The organism is Pedococcus sp. NPDC057267 (assembly GCF_042668795.1).
GTDB lineage: Bacteria > Actinomycetota > Actinomycetes > Actinomycetales > Dermatophilaceae > Pedococcus.
Genome location: NZ_JBHUYG010000101.1, coordinates 1 through 15178, shown reverse-complemented (window position 1 = coordinate 15178; position 15178 = coordinate 1). Strand labels below are relative to the sequence as shown.

General features: G+C 71.9%; 15 protein-coding genes and 1 pseudogene. 4 read left to right on the top strand and 12 right to left on the bottom strand.

Annotated features, from left to right (window positions below; translation table 11 throughout):
- Window positions 1-37: 37 nt before the first annotated feature.
- Together tsf and rpsB are read right to left on the bottom strand one after the other, a co-directional pair.
- Entirely contained in the window at window positions 38-868 is an 831-nt protein-coding gene (gene tsf, locus ACFUC1_RS17460) for a translation elongation factor Ts (protein WP_379122060.1), read from the bottom strand.
- Window positions 869-911: 43 nt separating this feature from the next.
- The gene (gene rpsB / locus ACFUC1_RS17455) at window positions 912-1814 is read right to left on the bottom strand and encodes a 30S ribosomal protein S2 (protein WP_316007845.1); all 903 of its coding nucleotides are present in this window, start codon (window positions 1812-1814) and stop codon (window positions 912-914) included.
- A gap of 314 nt (window positions 1815-2128) precedes the next feature.
- Between rpsB and ACFUC1_RS17450 the strand changes: the two genes are divergently transcribed.
- Complete coding sequence (locus ACFUC1_RS17450) at window positions 2129-3322, top strand: MFS transporter (protein WP_379122057.1); 1194 nt, start codon at window positions 2129-2131, stop codon at window positions 3320-3322.
- Here ACFUC1_RS17450 and ACFUC1_RS17445 read toward each other — a convergent pair.
- Window positions 3319-3711, bottom strand: coding sequence for an SET domain-containing protein-lysine N-methyltransferase (locus tag ACFUC1_RS17445; RefSeq protein ID WP_379122055.1), 393 nt, complete (start codon window positions 3709-3711; stop codon window positions 3319-3321). The genes ACFUC1_RS17450 and ACFUC1_RS17445 overlap by 4 nt on opposite strands.
- Before the next feature lie 34 nt (window positions 3712-3745).
- On the bottom strand, window positions 3746-5164 hold the full coding sequence (locus ACFUC1_RS17440) for a glycosyltransferase (protein WP_379122053.1): 1419 nt from the start codon (window positions 5162-5164) through the stop codon (window positions 3746-3748).
- Between the two features lie 196 nt (window positions 5165-5360).
- Between ACFUC1_RS17440 and ACFUC1_RS17435 the strand changes: the two genes are divergently transcribed.
- Both ACFUC1_RS17435 and ACFUC1_RS17430 read left to right on the top strand, forming a co-directional pair.
- Window positions 5361-6530, top strand: a complete 1170-nt coding sequence (locus ACFUC1_RS17435; RefSeq protein ID WP_379122051.1) for a pyridoxal phosphate-dependent aminotransferase — start codon at window positions 5361-5363, stop codon at window positions 6528-6530.
- Window positions 6531-6631: 101 nt separating this feature from the next.
- Complete coding sequence (locus ACFUC1_RS17430) at window positions 6632-7345, top strand: murein hydrolase activator EnvC family protein (protein WP_379122050.1); 714 nt, start codon at window positions 6632-6634, stop codon at window positions 7343-7345.
- A gap of 26 nt (window positions 7346-7371) precedes the next feature.
- On the opposite strand, the gene ACFUC1_RS17425 is transcribed toward ACFUC1_RS17430, so the two are convergent.
- From ACFUC1_RS17425 to ACFUC1_RS17400, 6 genes and pseudogenes are all read right to left on the bottom strand, one after another.
- Window positions 7372-7509, bottom strand: a complete 138-nt coding sequence (locus tag ACFUC1_RS17425; protein ID WP_379122048.1) for a DUF3152 domain-containing protein — start codon at window positions 7507-7509, stop codon at window positions 7372-7374.
- A complete protein-coding gene (locus tag ACFUC1_RS17420) occupies window positions 7506-7934 on the bottom strand; it encodes a hypothetical protein (RefSeq protein ID WP_379122047.1) in 429 nt (142 codons plus the stop codon). Before ACFUC1_RS17420 ends, ACFUC1_RS17425 begins: the two co-directional genes overlap by 4 nt.
- A 238-nt stretch (window positions 7935-8172) precedes the next feature.
- Window positions 8173-9087 (bottom strand): tyrosine recombinase XerC, encoded by a 915-nt coding sequence (locus ACFUC1_RS17415; protein WP_379122045.1) that lies wholly within the window; start codon window positions 9085-9087, stop codon window positions 8173-8175.
- A 58-nt stretch (window positions 9088-9145) separates the two neighbouring features.
- Window positions 9146-10393 (bottom strand): DNA-processing protein DprA, encoded by a 1248-nt coding sequence (gene dprA / locus ACFUC1_RS17410; protein WP_379122043.1) that lies wholly within the window; start codon window positions 10391-10393, stop codon window positions 9146-9148.
- The gene (locus ACFUC1_RS17405) at window positions 10390-10722 is read right to left on the bottom strand and encodes a hypothetical protein (protein WP_379122061.1); all 333 of its coding nucleotides are present in this window, start codon (window positions 10720-10722) and stop codon (window positions 10390-10392) included. Before ACFUC1_RS17405 ends, dprA begins: the two co-directional genes overlap by 4 nt.
- 15 nt (window positions 10723-10737) lie before the next feature.
- Window positions 10738-11022, bottom strand: a pseudogene (locus tag ACFUC1_RS17400) (ATP-binding protein); the annotation flags it as partial.
- Window positions 11023-11048: 26 nt separating this feature from the next.
- Here ACFUC1_RS17400 and ACFUC1_RS17395 point away from each other — a divergent pair.
- Window positions 11049-12440 carry a recombinase family protein gene (locus ACFUC1_RS17395; RefSeq protein WP_379122041.1) on the top strand — a complete coding sequence of 464 codons (1392 nt, stop codon included), beginning with the start codon at window positions 11049-11051 and terminating at the stop codon, window positions 12438-12440.
- Window positions 12441-12562: 122 nt separating this feature from the next.
- Here ACFUC1_RS17395 and ACFUC1_RS17390 read toward each other — a convergent pair whose 3' ends face one another.
- Together ACFUC1_RS17390 and ACFUC1_RS17385 are read right to left on the bottom strand one after the other, a co-directional pair.
- A complete protein-coding gene (locus ACFUC1_RS17390; RefSeq protein ID WP_379122039.1) occupies window positions 12563-13294 on the bottom strand; it encodes a hypothetical protein in 732 nt (243 codons plus the stop codon).
- A gap of 1191 nt (window positions 13295-14485) precedes the next feature.
- A complete protein-coding gene (locus tag ACFUC1_RS17385) occupies window positions 14486-14962 on the bottom strand; it encodes a hypothetical protein (protein WP_379122037.1) in 477 nt (158 codons plus the stop codon).
- Window positions 14963-15178: the final 216 nt, after the last annotated feature.

Sequence of the window (15178 nt, the reverse complement as noted above, 5' to 3'; positions counted from 1 at the left end):
CGGTGAGGGGCCCCGCTGGGGTGTCGCTTGGAGGGCGTCAGTTGTTGCCGACGCGGTAGCGCGCGAAGGACGACACGGACGCGCCGGCCTCCTCGAGCACCTTGGCGACGGTCTTCTTGGCGTCCTTGGCGAAGGCCTGCTCGAGCAGGACGTTCTCCTTGAAGAAGCCGTTGACGCGACCCTCGACGATCTTCGGGAGGGCGGCCTCGGGCTTGCCCTCCTCCTTGGCGGTGGCCTCGGCGACGCGACGCTCGTTCTCGACCGTCTCGGCCGGGACCTCGTCACGGGTCAGCACGGTGGGGCTGAACGCCGCGATGTGCATCGCGACGTCGCGGATGACGGCCTCGTCACCCTCGCCACCGACCAGGACGCCGATCTGCGCTGGCAGGTCGGGGCTGGTCTTGTGCAGGTAGGACACGACGACCGGGGCCTCGACGCGGGCAACGCGCTTGACCTCGATCTTCTCGCCGATGGTGGCGTTGGCGCCGTCAAGCAGGTCCTGGACGGTCGAGCCGTCCTCGAGGGTGCTCTTGAGCAGGGCGTCGGCGTCGGCCGCACCGGAGGCGACGGCCTGGGTGAGCACCTGGTCGGCGAGGGCGATGAACTTCTCGCCCTTGGCGACGAAGTCGGTCTCGCAGAGGACCTCGACGAGGGTGCCGGTGCCGCCCTCGGCCCTGGCGTTGACCAGGCCGTTGGAGGTGGTGCGGCCCTCGCGCTTGGTGACGCCCTTGAGGCCCTTGACGCGCAGGATCTCGGTGGCCTTGTCGCGGTCGCCGTCGGCCTCGTCGAGCGCCTTCTTGACGTCGAGCATGCCGGCGCCGGTGGACTCGCGCAGGGCCTTGATGTCAGCGGCGGTGTAGTTCGCCATGGGTGTGCTCAGCTCTTTTCGTTCGCTGCGGACAGGTGGGGGCTCAGGCGTTGGCGGAGTCCGCGTCGGCCGCGGGGGCCTCGGCGGCAGCGGCCTCGGGCGCGTCGGCAGCGGCGGTCTCGCCGGCCTCCGGCGCGACCGTCTCCGCGGCCTGGGCGGCGTCGCCGCCGAGCAGCTCACGCTCCCACTCGGCCAGCGGCTCGTCGCCGCCCACGTTGCCGTCGCCCTCGCCGGCAGCGGCGGACTTGCCGCCCTGGCTGCGGGCGATGAGCCCGTCGGCGACGGCGTCGGCGATCACGCGGGTCAGCAGGGTGACCGAGCGGATGGCGTCGTCGTTGCCGGGGATCTTGTAGTCGACCTCGTCGGGGTCGCAGTTGGTGTCGAGGATCGCGATGACCGGCAGGCCGAGCTTGCGGGCCTCGTCGACGGCCAGGTGCTCCTTCTTGGTGTCCACGATCCACACGGCCGAGGGGACCTTGGCCATGTCGCGGATGCCGCCGAGGGTCTTCTCGAGCTTGTCCTTCTCCCGCTTGAGGATGAGGAGCTCCTTCTTCGTGCGGCCCGAGCCGGCCACGTCGTCGAAGTTGATCTCCTCGAGCTCCTTGAGGCGGGTCAGCCGCTTGGAGATCGTCTGGAAGTTGGTGAGCATGCCACCGAGCCAGCGGTGGTTGACGTACGGCATGCCGACGCGGGTCGCCTGCTCGGCGATGGGCTCCTGCGCCTGCTTCTTGGTGCCGACGAACAGGATCGAGCCACCGTGCGCGACGGTCTCGCGGACGAACTCGTACGCGTTGTTGATGTACGTCAGCGACTGCTGCAGGTCGATGATGTAGATGCCGTTGCGCTCGGTCATGATGAAGCGCTTCATCTTCGGGTTCCAGCGACGGGTCTGGTGCCCGAAGTGGACGCCGCTCTCGAGGAGCTGGCGCATGGTGACGACGGCCATGCCGTGTTCTCCCTTGTGTCGTTGTCAGTTGCGTCGGCGGCCGGGACGGCCACCTGCCTGGCGCCTGCACGCACCCCGCCGGCATGCTCGCCGGACTGCCGTGGTGCGCCCCTGTTCGGAGGAGACCTCGTCACAGGTGGGAAGACGCGCGAATTCGACCGGCTCACACCGGTCGTGTGTCCATCGTACGGCCTGCGCGCCCCCACCCGGAAATCGCGTGCCCGGCCAGCGCCCCCGCGGGTAGGGTCGCGTCCTTGTGACCGCCCCTGCCCCGCCTGCTCGACCGTGCCACGGAGTGGGCGGTCCCCTCGCGGATGGGGACGGCGTTCCGGTGGAACCTCGCCTCCTCGTGGGTGGGCCAGCTCGGCGACGGGATCGCCCTCGCGGCCGGTCCCCTGCTCGTCGCCTCCCTCACCCGCGACCCCACCCTCATCGCTGCGGCCGCGATGGTCCAGAACGTGCCCACGCTGCTCTTCGGCCTGTATGCCGGTGCCGTCGCCGACCGGGTGGACCGCCGTCGGCTCGTGCTCGCTGCGAACCTCGTGCGCGTCGCCGTGCTCGCCGTGCTGGTGGCCACCATCGTCGCCGAAACGGTGTCGATCGGGCTGCTGCTCGGGACGCTGTTCGCCGTGGGGGTGGCCGAGCTGTTCGCCGACACCGGGTGGCGGGCGGTGCTGCCGATGATCGTGCCCAAGGACGACCTCGGGATCGGCAACGCCAGGCAGATGTCCGGGTTCCTCGTGGCCAACCAGTTCGTGGGGCCGGCGGTCGGGGCGAGCCTGTTCGCGCTCGGGTCGGCGGTGCCGTTCGGGGTGCAGGGGGCCGCGCTGCTGCTGGCGGCCGCACTCTTCGCCAAGGTGCGGCTGCCCGGTCGGGAGGACACCGCCCGCCCGGAGCAGCACATCGGCCACGACATCCTCGACGGGCTGCGCTGGATCGCGGGGAACGCCCCGATCCGCACGCTCACCCTGGTGATCTTCATCTTCAACATCACGTGGGGCGCCCCCTGGGGCGTGCTCGTCTACTGGGCACAGGAGCGGCTGCACGTGGGCGCCGTCGGGTTCGGCCTGCTGACGACCTGCTCGGCCGTCGGCGGCGTGACGTCGGTGCTGCTCTACGACCGGCTCGAGCGGAGGGTCCCGCTCGCCCGGCTCATGCGAATCTGCCTGTCCCTGGAGGTGCTGACCCACCTGGCGCTCGCCCTGACGACGGTGCCGTGGGTGGCGATGGCGATCATGGTCGTCTTCGGCGGGTACGCGTTCGTGTGGGGGTCGCTGTCGTCGGCGGTCCGGCAGCGCGCGACGCCGGACGAGTACCAGGGGCGGGTCGGCAGCGTCTACTGGGTCGGCCTCATCGTGGGGCTGCTCGTGGGGCAGTTCCTCGGGGGCCAGATCGCGGACCGCTTCGGGGCGGCGGCTCCGTTCTGGTTCGCCTTCGGCGGGGCAGGCATCACGCTGGTCGTGGTCTGGCGCCAGCTCGACCACATCGCCCACGCCGAGGCGGCCTAGCTCCCCCGCCGAGTGGCCTGGCTCCCCGGACCGGCCTCGGCGTCGACGGCAGCCTGGACCTCGGTGGCGAGGTGGCCGGCATACCTGCGCTGGAGCTCGGGGATACGCCAGTCCTCGCCGGTGACCATCTGGCGGCACCGGTAGGTCTCGCAGTGGCACCGCACGAGCAGGTCGGGGTCGGTGGTGCTCGTCGCGTAGTCGACGGTGAGCTCCTCCCCCTCCGCGACGTCGCGGAAGGCCACCAGGCGGGCGCCGGCCCACGCGAGGGTGGGGTCGCACGAGTGGTTGAGCAGCGCGGCCTCCACCTCGACGACCGTCCCCGTCGGGAGCGGCTGCGTCGTGAAGAGCCCGCGTCCCGCGATCGCGGAGGGACGGCGCTCGACGGGCATGGCGCGAAGCGTACGGGGCCCGGAGCCCGACGGGTCAGAGCCGTTCGAACAGCTCGACGTACTGCACGAGGTGGCGGTCCCCGAGGAACAGGTCGCGCACCCGCTCCCGCGCGCCGGTGCCCAGCCGTCTCGCGTACTCCTCGTCGACGAGGAGGTCCTGCACCGCTGCCGCGAAGGCGTCGAGGTCGGTCGGGTCGCGGACCAGAAGGCCGCTCTGGCCGTGCACGACCTGGTCGTTGATGCCTCCGACCGCCGACGCAACGACCGGTCGCGCCTTCCACATCGGCTCGGTCACGGTGAGCCCGAAGCCCTCGACGAGGCTCTTCTGGACGACGACGGCGGCCCGGCGCTGGAGGGCGTTGACGAGGTGCGCGTTCTCGTCGACGTCGTCCATGGCCAGGCACACGAGATGGGTCCGTCGGCGTCCCTCGGCGGGCAGGCAGGCCCACTGCGCCCGGCACTCCGCGAGCACCTGCGCCCCCTCGGGGTCGTCCCCCACCCCGGTGACGTCGGGCCCGGCGAGGACGAGGTGGGCGTCGCGCGGGAAGTCGGCGAGGTGGTCGGTGAAGGCGCGCATCACCCCGCCCATGTCCTTGAGGTGGTCCCAGCGGCTGACCTGGAGCACGAGCCGCGACTCCGCGTCGACCGGCCCCGTGTCGAGGGTCAGGCCGCGGTGCTGGCGCACCGTCCCCCACGAGCCGTCACGGCGGCGGAACCGCAGCGAGCCGTGGTCCTTCGGCGCGAGCACCAGCGCGGCCCGGCGCAGTGCCGCGTCGACGTCGGCCGGCGACAGCTCGGCGTTCTTGGCGGTGAAGGGGTCGAGCGAGGGCGGGATCACGGCGAGGCGCTCGACAGGCACCCAGTCGGGCGCGTACTGCCGCCGGGAGAAGACGAGCGCGTCGACGTCACGCAGGTGCGGGCGCAGGAACTCCCAGCCGCTGCGGGTCAGGTCGTCCTGCTCGTCCCTGCCGATGTGGCAGCGCCAGACCACGCAACCCGCCCCGGCCTGGCGCGCGGCGGGCACGAGCCCGGCGGTCTGGGGGTCGTGGAGCAGGACGAAGTCGCCGGGACGCACGAGGGCACGCAGGCTCTCGGCGTTGTGGGAGAGCGAGTTCCGGTAGTGGGCCGCCTCGGCCGGGCCGAGGGGACCGCCGTCACCCGGGCTGCCGTGCAGGACGTTGTGCAGGCGCTTGGTGATCGTGAAGAACTCGGGGTCACCGTCGAGGACCAGCCACCGGGCGTCGACCCCGGCGCCGCGGCTGTACGCCAGCAGGGCGAGGAGCATCTCCGCGACGCCGCCGCCGGTCGCCGTGGCGTTGACGTTCCAGAGCGTGTGGCCGGCGAACACGGACCGGGCGCGGTCGGCCGCCCCCGCAAGCCGTCGTGCCCGCTGGGGGTCGAGCAACGCGCCGAGCCGGTCCAGCGGGACCGGCGCGATCGCCGCCTCGCGCACACCTCATGCTGGCACGGCCGCGCCGCGGCGGGAACCGGCAGCCGCCGGCCGCGTCCGATGCGACCGGCCGTGTCCGACGCGACCAGGCGCGACACGGCCGGGCCATGCGCAACGCGGCCGTGCGCAACGCGGCCGGGCCATGCGCAACGCGGCCGTGTGCAGCGCGGCCAGAGGGCTGCGCGGCTAGCCTGCGCAGATGGGTGGTCCGCTGGTGGCGCGCATGCAGGGGTTCGGCTCGACGATCTTCGCGGAGATGACAGCCCTGGCGACCGAGCACGGCGCGGTCAACCTCGGCCAGGGGTTCCCCGACACCGACGGCCCACGCGTGATGCTCGACGCCGCCAAGGCCGCGATCGACGCCGGGCGCAACCAGTACCCGCCCGGACCGGGGGTGCCCGAGCTGCTCGACGCCGTTGCTGCCCACCAGGAACGCTTCTACGGCATCGGTCTCGACCCGCGCCGCGAGGTGCTCGTCACCGTCGGTGCGACGGAAGCGATCGCCGCGACGATCCTCGCCCTGTGCGAGCCGGGTGACGAGGTCGTGACGTTCGAGCCCTACTACGACTCGTATGCCGCCTCGATTGCCCTGGCGGGAGCGGTGCGGCGGACGTCGGTGCTGCGCTTCCCCGACTTCGCCGTCGACGAGGGGTCGCTGCGGGCGGCGTTCTCGCCACGGACACGGCTGGTCCTGCTCAACACGCCCCACAACCCGACCGGCAAGGTGTTCAGCCGTAACGAGCTCGAGCTCGTCTGCGCCCTCGCGCGCGAGCACGACGCGTGGGTCGTCACCGACGAGGTCTACGAGCACCTCGTGTTCGACGGGGGCGAGCACGTACCGGTGGCGTCGCTGCCGGGCATGTGGGACCGGACGCTCACGATCTCCTCGGCCGGCAAGACGTTCTCGGCGACCGGCTGGAAGGTGGGCTGGGTGAGCGGCCCGGCCGAGGCGGTGGCGGCCGTGCGGGCGGTGAAGCAGTTCCTCACGTTCGTCGGCTCGGGACCGTTCCAGCCCGCCGTCGCCGTGGCACTCGGCCTCGGCGATCACGTGTATGCCGGGCTGGCCTCGTCGCTGCAGGCCAAGCGCGACCTGCTCGTTGCCGGGCTGCGCGGGGCCGGTTTGGAGGTGTCCGTGCCGGCGGGGACCTATTTCGTCGTGGCCGACGCGGCGCCGCTCGGGGCGGTGGACGCCCTGGAGTTCTGCCGCGAGCTGCCCGGCCGGGCGGGGGTCGTAGGCGTGCCGGTGTCGGTGTTCCACGACGACGTCGACGCGGCGCGCACGCTGGTGCGGTTCGCGTTCTGCAAGCGCGACGAGGTGCTGCAGGACGCGGTCGCCCGGCTGGGCGGGCTGCGCAGCTCCACCGACTGACCGGTCCGCCCTGGTCCACAGGGTCGTCTCCGGGAGGAGCCCGTCCACAGGTGCGGTTGACGCCGGTGGGGTCGTCGCACGTCACGGGCCACGCTGGCCCGATGAGCACCGCCAGCAGCGTCGTCCCGGCCGTCGCCTCCGTCCTCGTGGCCGGGGCCGCCCTGACCGGGGTCGGGTCGACAGCCTCACCCTCTCCGACCCCACCCGGGTCAGCGTCGACGGTCGCGCCCGGTCCAGGGGTGCACGCCGTCGGGTCCGGTCCGCTGGTGCACGCCGCCCGGCCCGAGCCGGAGCGGTACCGGTCCGCCGGCGGTCGTGGAGGCGGGGCTGCAGGTCTCGGGCGTGCGGGGGCCGAGACACGGCAGGACGGGCTCGTCGCTGCCGCTCCGCGGGGGCGGTGGCAGTGGCCGTTGACCCCACGACCCCAGGTGGCTCGTCCCTACGCCGCGCCACGGTCGACGTGGGGTGCCGGCCACCGCGGGGTGGACCTGGCGTCCGCGAGCGGGCAGCCGGTCCGAGCCGTGGCGGCGGGCACGGTCACCCACGTGGGCGTCATCGCCGGTCGGCCGACCGTGACGGTCACCCACCCGGACGGCCTGCGGTCGACCTACGAGCCGGTGGACGCCTCGGTGCGCTCGGGCGACAGCGTCACCGCGGGACAGGCCCTCGGGACGCTCGTGGTCGCGGGTTCGCACTGCTCCCCCAGCGCGTGCCTGCACCTGGGGGCGCTCCGGGGCCGCGAGTACCTCGACCCCATGACGCTGCTCGGTCCCGTGCGGGTCCGGCTGCTGCCCCTCTGGCGCGCCGGTCCCTGAGCCGCCTCCGGCAGCCGCGGAGTGGCTCAGGCGCCCGTCGGGTAGGGCCAGGGCGCGCAGCCGCCGAGCGAGAGCGTCTGCTGGACCATCACCGGTGCGCGCTCGCCCCTGACCGGGCAGCTGCGGTGCTGGCGGCCCAGCCCGTGCCCGACCTCGTGGTTCACCTGGTACACCCGGTACCCGGCGACGTCGCTGCCGTAGCTGTCGTCGCCGAGCGCCCAGCAGCCTGGGCGGGCGTGACGTTGACGAACCGGATGCCGTCGACCTTCTGCCAGCCGCGTGGGTCGAGCAGCACCGACTGCACCGTGCGGGTCTCGACGGTGTAGCGCACCGTTCGACCGGCGACGTCGTTCGAGGCGGCCGGCACGGCCACCACGCGGATCGTCCCCGTCCCGTCCTGCGGGACCCCGTCCGGTGCGCCGGCGGTGGCCTGGGCGCTGGGCTCGCCGTCGTCGTTGCCGGGGGCCACGGGGGGTGCCGGCGTGGTCGCGCGAGTCTTCGTGCTGCTGGCCGGGGAGGACGGCGCAGCAGTGGGCAGCTCCGGCTCGTCGCGCCCCACGAGATGCGCGGTCACCGAGGCGAGCACCACGAGGAGGAGCGTGCAGGCGAGGGTGCGGCGGAGCCGGACACGACGACTCGGGCCACGCCTGTCGCTCCGGGGGGAGCGGGATGGTGCGGCCGGTCACCCACGCCGGGTCACCCCTCCCTCGTCCCGGTGCGCGACGCCCTCCGCCGCACGGTCCGGCGCCATTCTGGCCCCGGCGTGGCGGGGACGGTTCCGCGCCACGCCCACACGCCGCGCGGGCTCTGCCGGGCGCCAGTCCCACTCAGGCGCGCGGGTGGGCCTGGCGGTAGGACTGCTTGAGCCGGTCGACCGAGACGTGCGTGTAGATCTGCGTCGTGGCGAGCGAGGCGTGGCCGAGCAGCTCCTGGACCAGGCGCAGGTCCGCGCCGCCCTCGAGCAGGTGGGTGGCCGCGCTGTGCCGCAATCCGTGTGGCCCGAGGTCCGGGGCGTCCGGGACGTGGCGCAGCAGCTCGTGGAGTGCTCCGCGGACCTGCCTGGGGTCGGCCCGTCTGCCGCGACGGCCCAGCAGCAGGGCGGGTCCGCTCGCGGGCGTCGCCACCTGGGGCCGTCCGCGGACCAGCCAGGCCTCGACGGCTTCTCGTGCGGGACCCCCGAAGGGCACGGTGCGCTCCTTTTCGCCCTTGCCCATGACACGCGCGACACCTGCCGCGAGGTCGACGTCGTCGACGTCAAGGGCCGTGAGCTCGCCGACGCGGATGCCGCTCGCGTACAACAGCTCCAGGGCAGCACGGTTGCGCAGGTGCATGGGGTCCTCGTCGTCGCTGGCCACGGCGGCGACGTCGAGCAGGGCCGTGGCCTGGGCCGGCTTCAGGACCTCGGGCAGCCGCGAGCTGCGGGACGGCGAGGCCAGTCGCAGGGACGGGTCCGCCGGGATGCGGCCGGTGCGCCTCGCCCACCCGAGGAAACCTCGCGCCGAGGCCGCCCGCCTCGCCACGGTCGACCGCGCCGCGCCGGACTGCGCCTGGCGCGCGAGCCAGGAACGCAGGTCCGCCAGCCGGACCTCGCCCAGGGACGTGACACCGCAGTCGTCCTCGAGGAACTCCAACAGGTGGCGCAGGTCGCCGAGGTAGGCGCGGATCGTGTGCTCGGACCGCCCCCGCTCGCTGCGCAGGTGCCGCTCGTACGCTGTCACCGCCTCGGCGCTCTGCCCGTCCACCGGCCCACCGTCGCAGGACCGCCGTCCCGGGACAAGCCGCCGCACCGCGCAGGTCCACCTACTCGCGAGCGCTCGTCGGCGTCTTGCGCCACCCCCCGCGCTGCCGCTGGCACAACCCCTCGAGCTCCAGCACGCCGAGCGCAGCGAGCGCCTGCGCCGCACTGAGCCCGGCGCGGGTCGCGAGCGCCTCGACCCCCAGCGCACCGCGGTGCGGCAGCGCGTCGAGGGCCCGCCGGTGCACCGGGTCGAGCAGGTCGACCGGGTCGACGGCAGCCCGCTTCACCGGGGCCAGCTCGCCGACGCGGCCCGCGAGCTCGACCACCTCGCCGACGTCGGTCACGAGCTCGGCACCGTCACGGATGAGGACGTGGCACCCGGCCGACGCCGCGGAGGTCACCGGCCCCGGCACGGCGCCGACGACCCGGTTGGCCTCGCGCGCGTGCCGGGCGGTGTTTCCGGATCCCGACCGGAGGCCGGCCTCCACGACGACCGTGCCGCGCGCGAGCGTCGCGATGAGCCGGTTGCGGCTGAGGAACCGCCAGCGTGTGGGCGCGCTCCCCGGGGGCACCTCGCTCACCACCGCACCGCTGCGGCCGATGCGGTCGAGCAGCCCGGCGTGGCCGGCCGGGTAGGCGCGGTCGATGCCGCCGGCCAGCACCGCGACCGTCGTCCCGCCGGCGACGAGCGCCCCCTCGTGGGCCGCCGCGTCGATGCCGTAAGCCGCACCGGACACCACGGCGAAGCCGCGCTCGGCCAGGCCAGCCCCGAGCTCGCGGGCCATGTGCATCCCGTACCCGGTCGCTGCACGGGCGCCCACGAGGGCCACGCTCCGCTCGCCGACGGTTGCGAGGTGCGCCGGCCCGCGCACCCACAGGCACAGAGGAGGGACGAGGGCCTCGACGCCGGTGGGCCACTCCTCGTCGCCCGGTACGACGACCCGCGCGGAAAGGGCCGCCAGGATGCGCGGCTCGCACGACAGGTCCAGCTCGCCGAGCCGTGGGTGGAGCCGGCGCGCCAGCTCGCCCTCCGGGTCCAGGCCGTGCAGGGCGCCGAGGGCACCGACGCCCGCCACGAGCTGGGCGACCACAGGGTCCTCCGGCTCGGACAGGCGAGCCCAGGCGACGCGGGCGGTGCGCTCGTCGTCGACCTGCCCCAGGACGCGCTCCAGGTCGCGGCGCACCTCGGCCGGCGAGACGTCGGACCGCGACGCGCGGTCCGAGGTGGGGCGGACCGACGCGGGCACCGATCGCCGACTGGGCGGGGTGGCACCGTGGACGGGGTCCTCGGGGTCCGGCTGCCTGCTCATGCGGCCACCGCACCCTGGCTGCGGAAGGTCAGGGCCTGGCCGAGGTCGTCCCGCCCCGGGCTGGAGCGGCCGGCGAGGTCGGCCATCGTCCAGCCGACCCGCAGGACCCGGTCGTACCCGCGCAGGGTGAGGCCGCCTCGGTCCAGTGCGCGGTCGATGTCGACGGTGGCCGAGCCGGGCAGGCGCCACGGCGTCCGGCGCAGCCGCGCCCCGGGGACGTGGCTGTTGAGGCGCCACGGCGTCGCGGCCCACCTCTCGGCCTGGGCCGCCCGGGCCCCGGCGACGCGCTCGGCCACGGCGGCACTGGGCTCTCCACCACCGGTCACCATCGAGGACCGGGTGATGGCGGGTACCTGGACCTGCAGGTCGACCCGGTCGAGCAGCGGCCCGGACAGGCGTGCGAGGTAGCCGCGCTTGGCCTTGGGCGAGCAGGAGCAGCCGACCCCCTTGCCGAAGCCGAGCCCGCAGGGGCAGGGGTTCGCTGCCATGACGAGCTGGAACCGAGCGGGGAACCGGACGGCGGACCGGGCCCTGGCCACGACGACGTGCCCTGACTCGAGCGGCTGCCGCAGCGCCTGCAGCGCACCGACCTTGAACTCGGGGGCCTCGTCGAGGAACAGCACGCCGTGGTGCCCAAGTGTGCATTAATGTACCCATGACCACGAAGGCAGCCATCTACTGCCGGATCAGTGACGACCGGGGCGGGGCCGGGTTGGGTGTCGCTCGACAAGAGGCCGACTGTCGCGCCCTCGTCGCGGCCCGCGGTTGGGACGTGGCTCAGGTCTTCACGGATAACGACCTTTCCGCGTACTCGGGCAAGCCGCGACCCGGATACCGGGCATTGTTGAGGAGCGCGCAGGCGAACGAATTCGACGCGGTCGTCGCTTGGCACAGTGACCGACTGCACCGATCCCCGGTCGAGCTCGAGGACTTCATCAGCGTGTGCGAGGAGAACGACCTTCAGGTCGTCACCGTCCAGTCAGGAGAAATCGACCTGGGTACACCGTCGGGACGAATGGTGGCGCGAATGTTGGGCAGCGCCGCGAGGTACGAGAGCGAACACAAGTCGGCTCGGCAGCGTCGCAAGCACCAGGAGATCGCCAAGGCAGGCAAGGCAAGCGGCGGCGGGAGCCGCGCCTACGGCTTCGAGCCCGACTTCATGACCATCCGGGAGAGCGAGGCGAGCATGCTCCGCTCTCTCGCGGCGCGCTTCCTGGCAGGAGAATCCATCGGCTCGCTCGTCAAGTGGCTGCAGGCCAACAACATCCCAACGACAACAGACGGACAGTGGAAACCGTCCACCCTTCGTCGAGTGCTGCGATCCGCGCGGATCAGCGGCCAACGCGAGTACAAGGGCGAGATCGTCTGTCCCGCTATGTGGCCCGCCATCATCACGCCCGAACAGACGGCGCGCATACGAGCCATCCTGGACGACCCGGCACGCAAGTTCCGGCGCGCTCCACGACGCTACGTCCTCTCAGGCCTCCTCCGATGCCACGCATGCCAAGGCCGAATGCTGGGTCGACCAACCGAGTCCGGCACGCGCCGATACGTCTGCAACAGCGGGCCCGGGTTCACAGGATGCGGCAAGACCTTCGTCAACGCCGAGGGCGTCGAAGAACTCATCGCGAGGGCAGTCCTGATGCGCCTGGATTCGCCCCAGATGGCAGCAGCCCTCAGCGGCCAAAGCCTGACAGGCGACGCAGTCTGGGAGCAAGAGGCGGCAGAGGCCCAGGCCGAGCTCGAGGAGTTGGCTGAGCTCAAGGGACGACGCGTCATCTCTACGACCGAATGGCTTGCGGCCAGAGCGCCAGTGCTCGCGCGTCTGGAAGCCAGCCGCCGACAGTTAACGGCTGACACGTCCAGCCGGATGCTGCACCAGCTGGTTGGTCGGGGCGACACGCTAAGCCGAGAGTGGGCCAGCCTCCCGCTCACCCGCCAGCAAGCGATCATCGCCACAGTCCTCGACCACGCCGTCGTTGGGCCCGGACGACGCGGATACAACAGGTTCGACCCTGCTCGCGTCCAGCCGGTCTGGCGGTTTTGAGCAGTCCCCCTCACGACCGAGCAAGATGGCGATCTGACCTAGCGCGGAACTGTCGTGGATAACGACATCCACGCCCTGCTCGCGACAGCTCGTCTCCAGCCAGGCACGGACTTCAGCTTCGCTCAAGCGGCCCATGACACCCACACCGCTGGTGGTCCTTGCCAGTCCTGGGTTTCCGAAGACCACCAGACGTAGTCCGGTGGTCGTGCCATCTGCTCGGCGAGCTGGGCGATGGTGTCCCGGCCGGTGCTGGCGATGATGGACACCCGGGCCGGTTGAAAGCCTTGGGCGACCTCGTACCGGTGCAGCCCTTCCCAGCCTTGGTCGGCGTCCTTGGTGACGTACTTGCCCAGGTACCGCGCGGCCAGGCGCGCCTCCTCAAGCCGGCCGGACCCGGTCGGCAGGTCACCGAGCAGCTTGATGTGGACGAACCCTCGCCCCCACGCGCGCTCGATCGCGGAGCGTTTGATGTACCGGCCGACGGCGAAGTGCAGGTGCAACCCGTGACCGCCCGGGTGCCATTCCGGCACCCACAGGTACGGCAACGCCTCCCCGCCCAACTCCGCTCGTAGCGCGCGGAAGAACTCCCCCGCATCCGCCCGGGCCTGCTTCGGGTCGTGGCACCCCTTCCCTGCGTAGGTCAGGGTGCCGAGCCGGTTGAGCCGGTTCGCGGCGCAGTACCGGCGCACCTTCGTCCGCGCCCGCCGCCCCGCCTCGGCTTTGGCCCGTTCGGGGTCGCCCGGGCCGAACGAAGGCCGTCGACGTACTGGGTACTGCAACGACCCGCCGGCCTCACCGGCGTCGGGATACAGCGACGCCACCCACCGGGCGCGCACCGTGCTGTCGGTTCCCACCTGCCACCACTCCTGGCTGAGGGTGCGCCACGCGGACCAGGGCGACCAGCCGCGCGACGCACCCAGCCGTAGGAGAACCGGGAAGCGTCAACCGTGGATGGGACTCACCAGCACCTGGGTCGCCACAGACGCCGAGCCACAGACATGGACCAGCCATGAGCGCGGACCAGAGTCTTTGTCAGTTCAGGTCTTTGGGTGTCTGTGAACGGCCATCAGTTGGGTGCGACCACATCGGGGCCAAGGGTGGGGAGCCGACCCCCAGGCATACGCCGTGAGTTTGGTGTGTGAGTTCTTGGCTGTCTTGTATGGAATTGTCCGCACCAGCAGGCTTGCACCCCCCACCGACAGAACTCCACCGAGAACGCCACCAGCGCCCGAGTCTTTGCCAAACCCATACCGGCGGAGCCCGCAACGGCCTTCAGGTCAGCAGCTCGACAATCCGCCCCGCCCCCGCCGCCTCCCCGCCGCAGGTGCAGGACGCGAACACCTCACGCAGGTCCCCCACGACCCCGTTCGTCGGCATCACCAGGTCACCAGACCAAGTACGGGCGCAGTCCCCGCAGGTCACCTCGAACACCACCCGGCCCATCTCGGTGCATCCACACCCGCAGCCCGCCACCAGTGGCACAGCCCGGGCCTGCTGGGCAAGCCGGGCTCGTCGTGCGCGATTCCCCATACCCGCCAGAGTGCCTGCTAGCACCGACACGGCATCATTTGCCCGACAACCAACAGGTAGGCCGCTCACGCGCACTGAGCCGGTCTGACTTCCCCGCTGATATCACCAGCGACCAGTGAGGTCAGCCCGTCAGGCCCTGAAGCAACTTCTCTTGGGCAATGACGCCCTGCCAGTGCGGTTCTCCCACAAGCCTGCTCCACTCCTCCTCGGAGAGCAGTTCGAGGCGAAAGTATCGCCCCGCCGAGTCTGGCCCAAACCCGACTCCAAACGAGATCGGTTCCGCCTCCAGGCCGAGCCAATCGATTTGTACATGAGGCATGGCGATGCTGGTAAGCCGGCCGGGGTGCCCATACTCCAGCCGCCTCCCTTGCCGACGACGCCTCTCGTCGAGGATGTCGCGATCTGTGGGGGCACCAGTCCACCGGACTGGTGCCCCCACCCGAAGCTCCTCGATTCGGAGCACGCGTCCCAACGGTTAGATCCTTTCGGCCTCTGGGGTTGGTGCGCAGCCGCCGTTAAGCGTTGGCCGCGTTCTTGACCCAGTCAGGGCATCGCGGGTAATAGCCGGAACAGTAGGCGGTGACGACGCCGAACGACTTCCCGTCACTGAGATACCGGAAGTCCACCGGCATGACTACAACAATAGACGTGTTGATCTTGCAGTAACGAACTCCCAAGCGGTAGTAGCACGTTACGTAGTTCACTGTTGCGCTGTACGTGCGCTTCGTGCCCGAAGTCACGGCGCTGAAGTAATTGCGCGAGACGGCCTGCACAGCTCGGAGACTGAGATTGTGGTAGGTCGTCACTTTGGTGTATCCGAAGCCACTGCCGAGGCCGCCTGACCAACCCCGTCGAATCAGCATGCTTCGACCCTGTCGGTCGGTGAAGGTGGACAGGACGTTGTAGGTGCCATCGGGCGCGGGAGCCAACTGGATGCCGATGTCTGCCGCTTCCGATGGCGAGACCTCGGCTGAGGAGGGCGTCTCCTGCATCGGAACCTCGGACAGTGGCGCCTCAGCCTGAGTCTTCGACCGACCCGCAGCGGAGCCCCCGAGTTTCGTTGCTACTTCGAGTGAAGAACGGCGGCTCCGCCGCCGCCAGGGCCAGGGCCCCGCGATGGGGACCCGCGCTGCGGGCGGCGCTGGCGCGCCGTCCTCGCGCACCCCACCGCACCCCGGCCCGAAAGCCATTCCGCGCCGACCGCACAC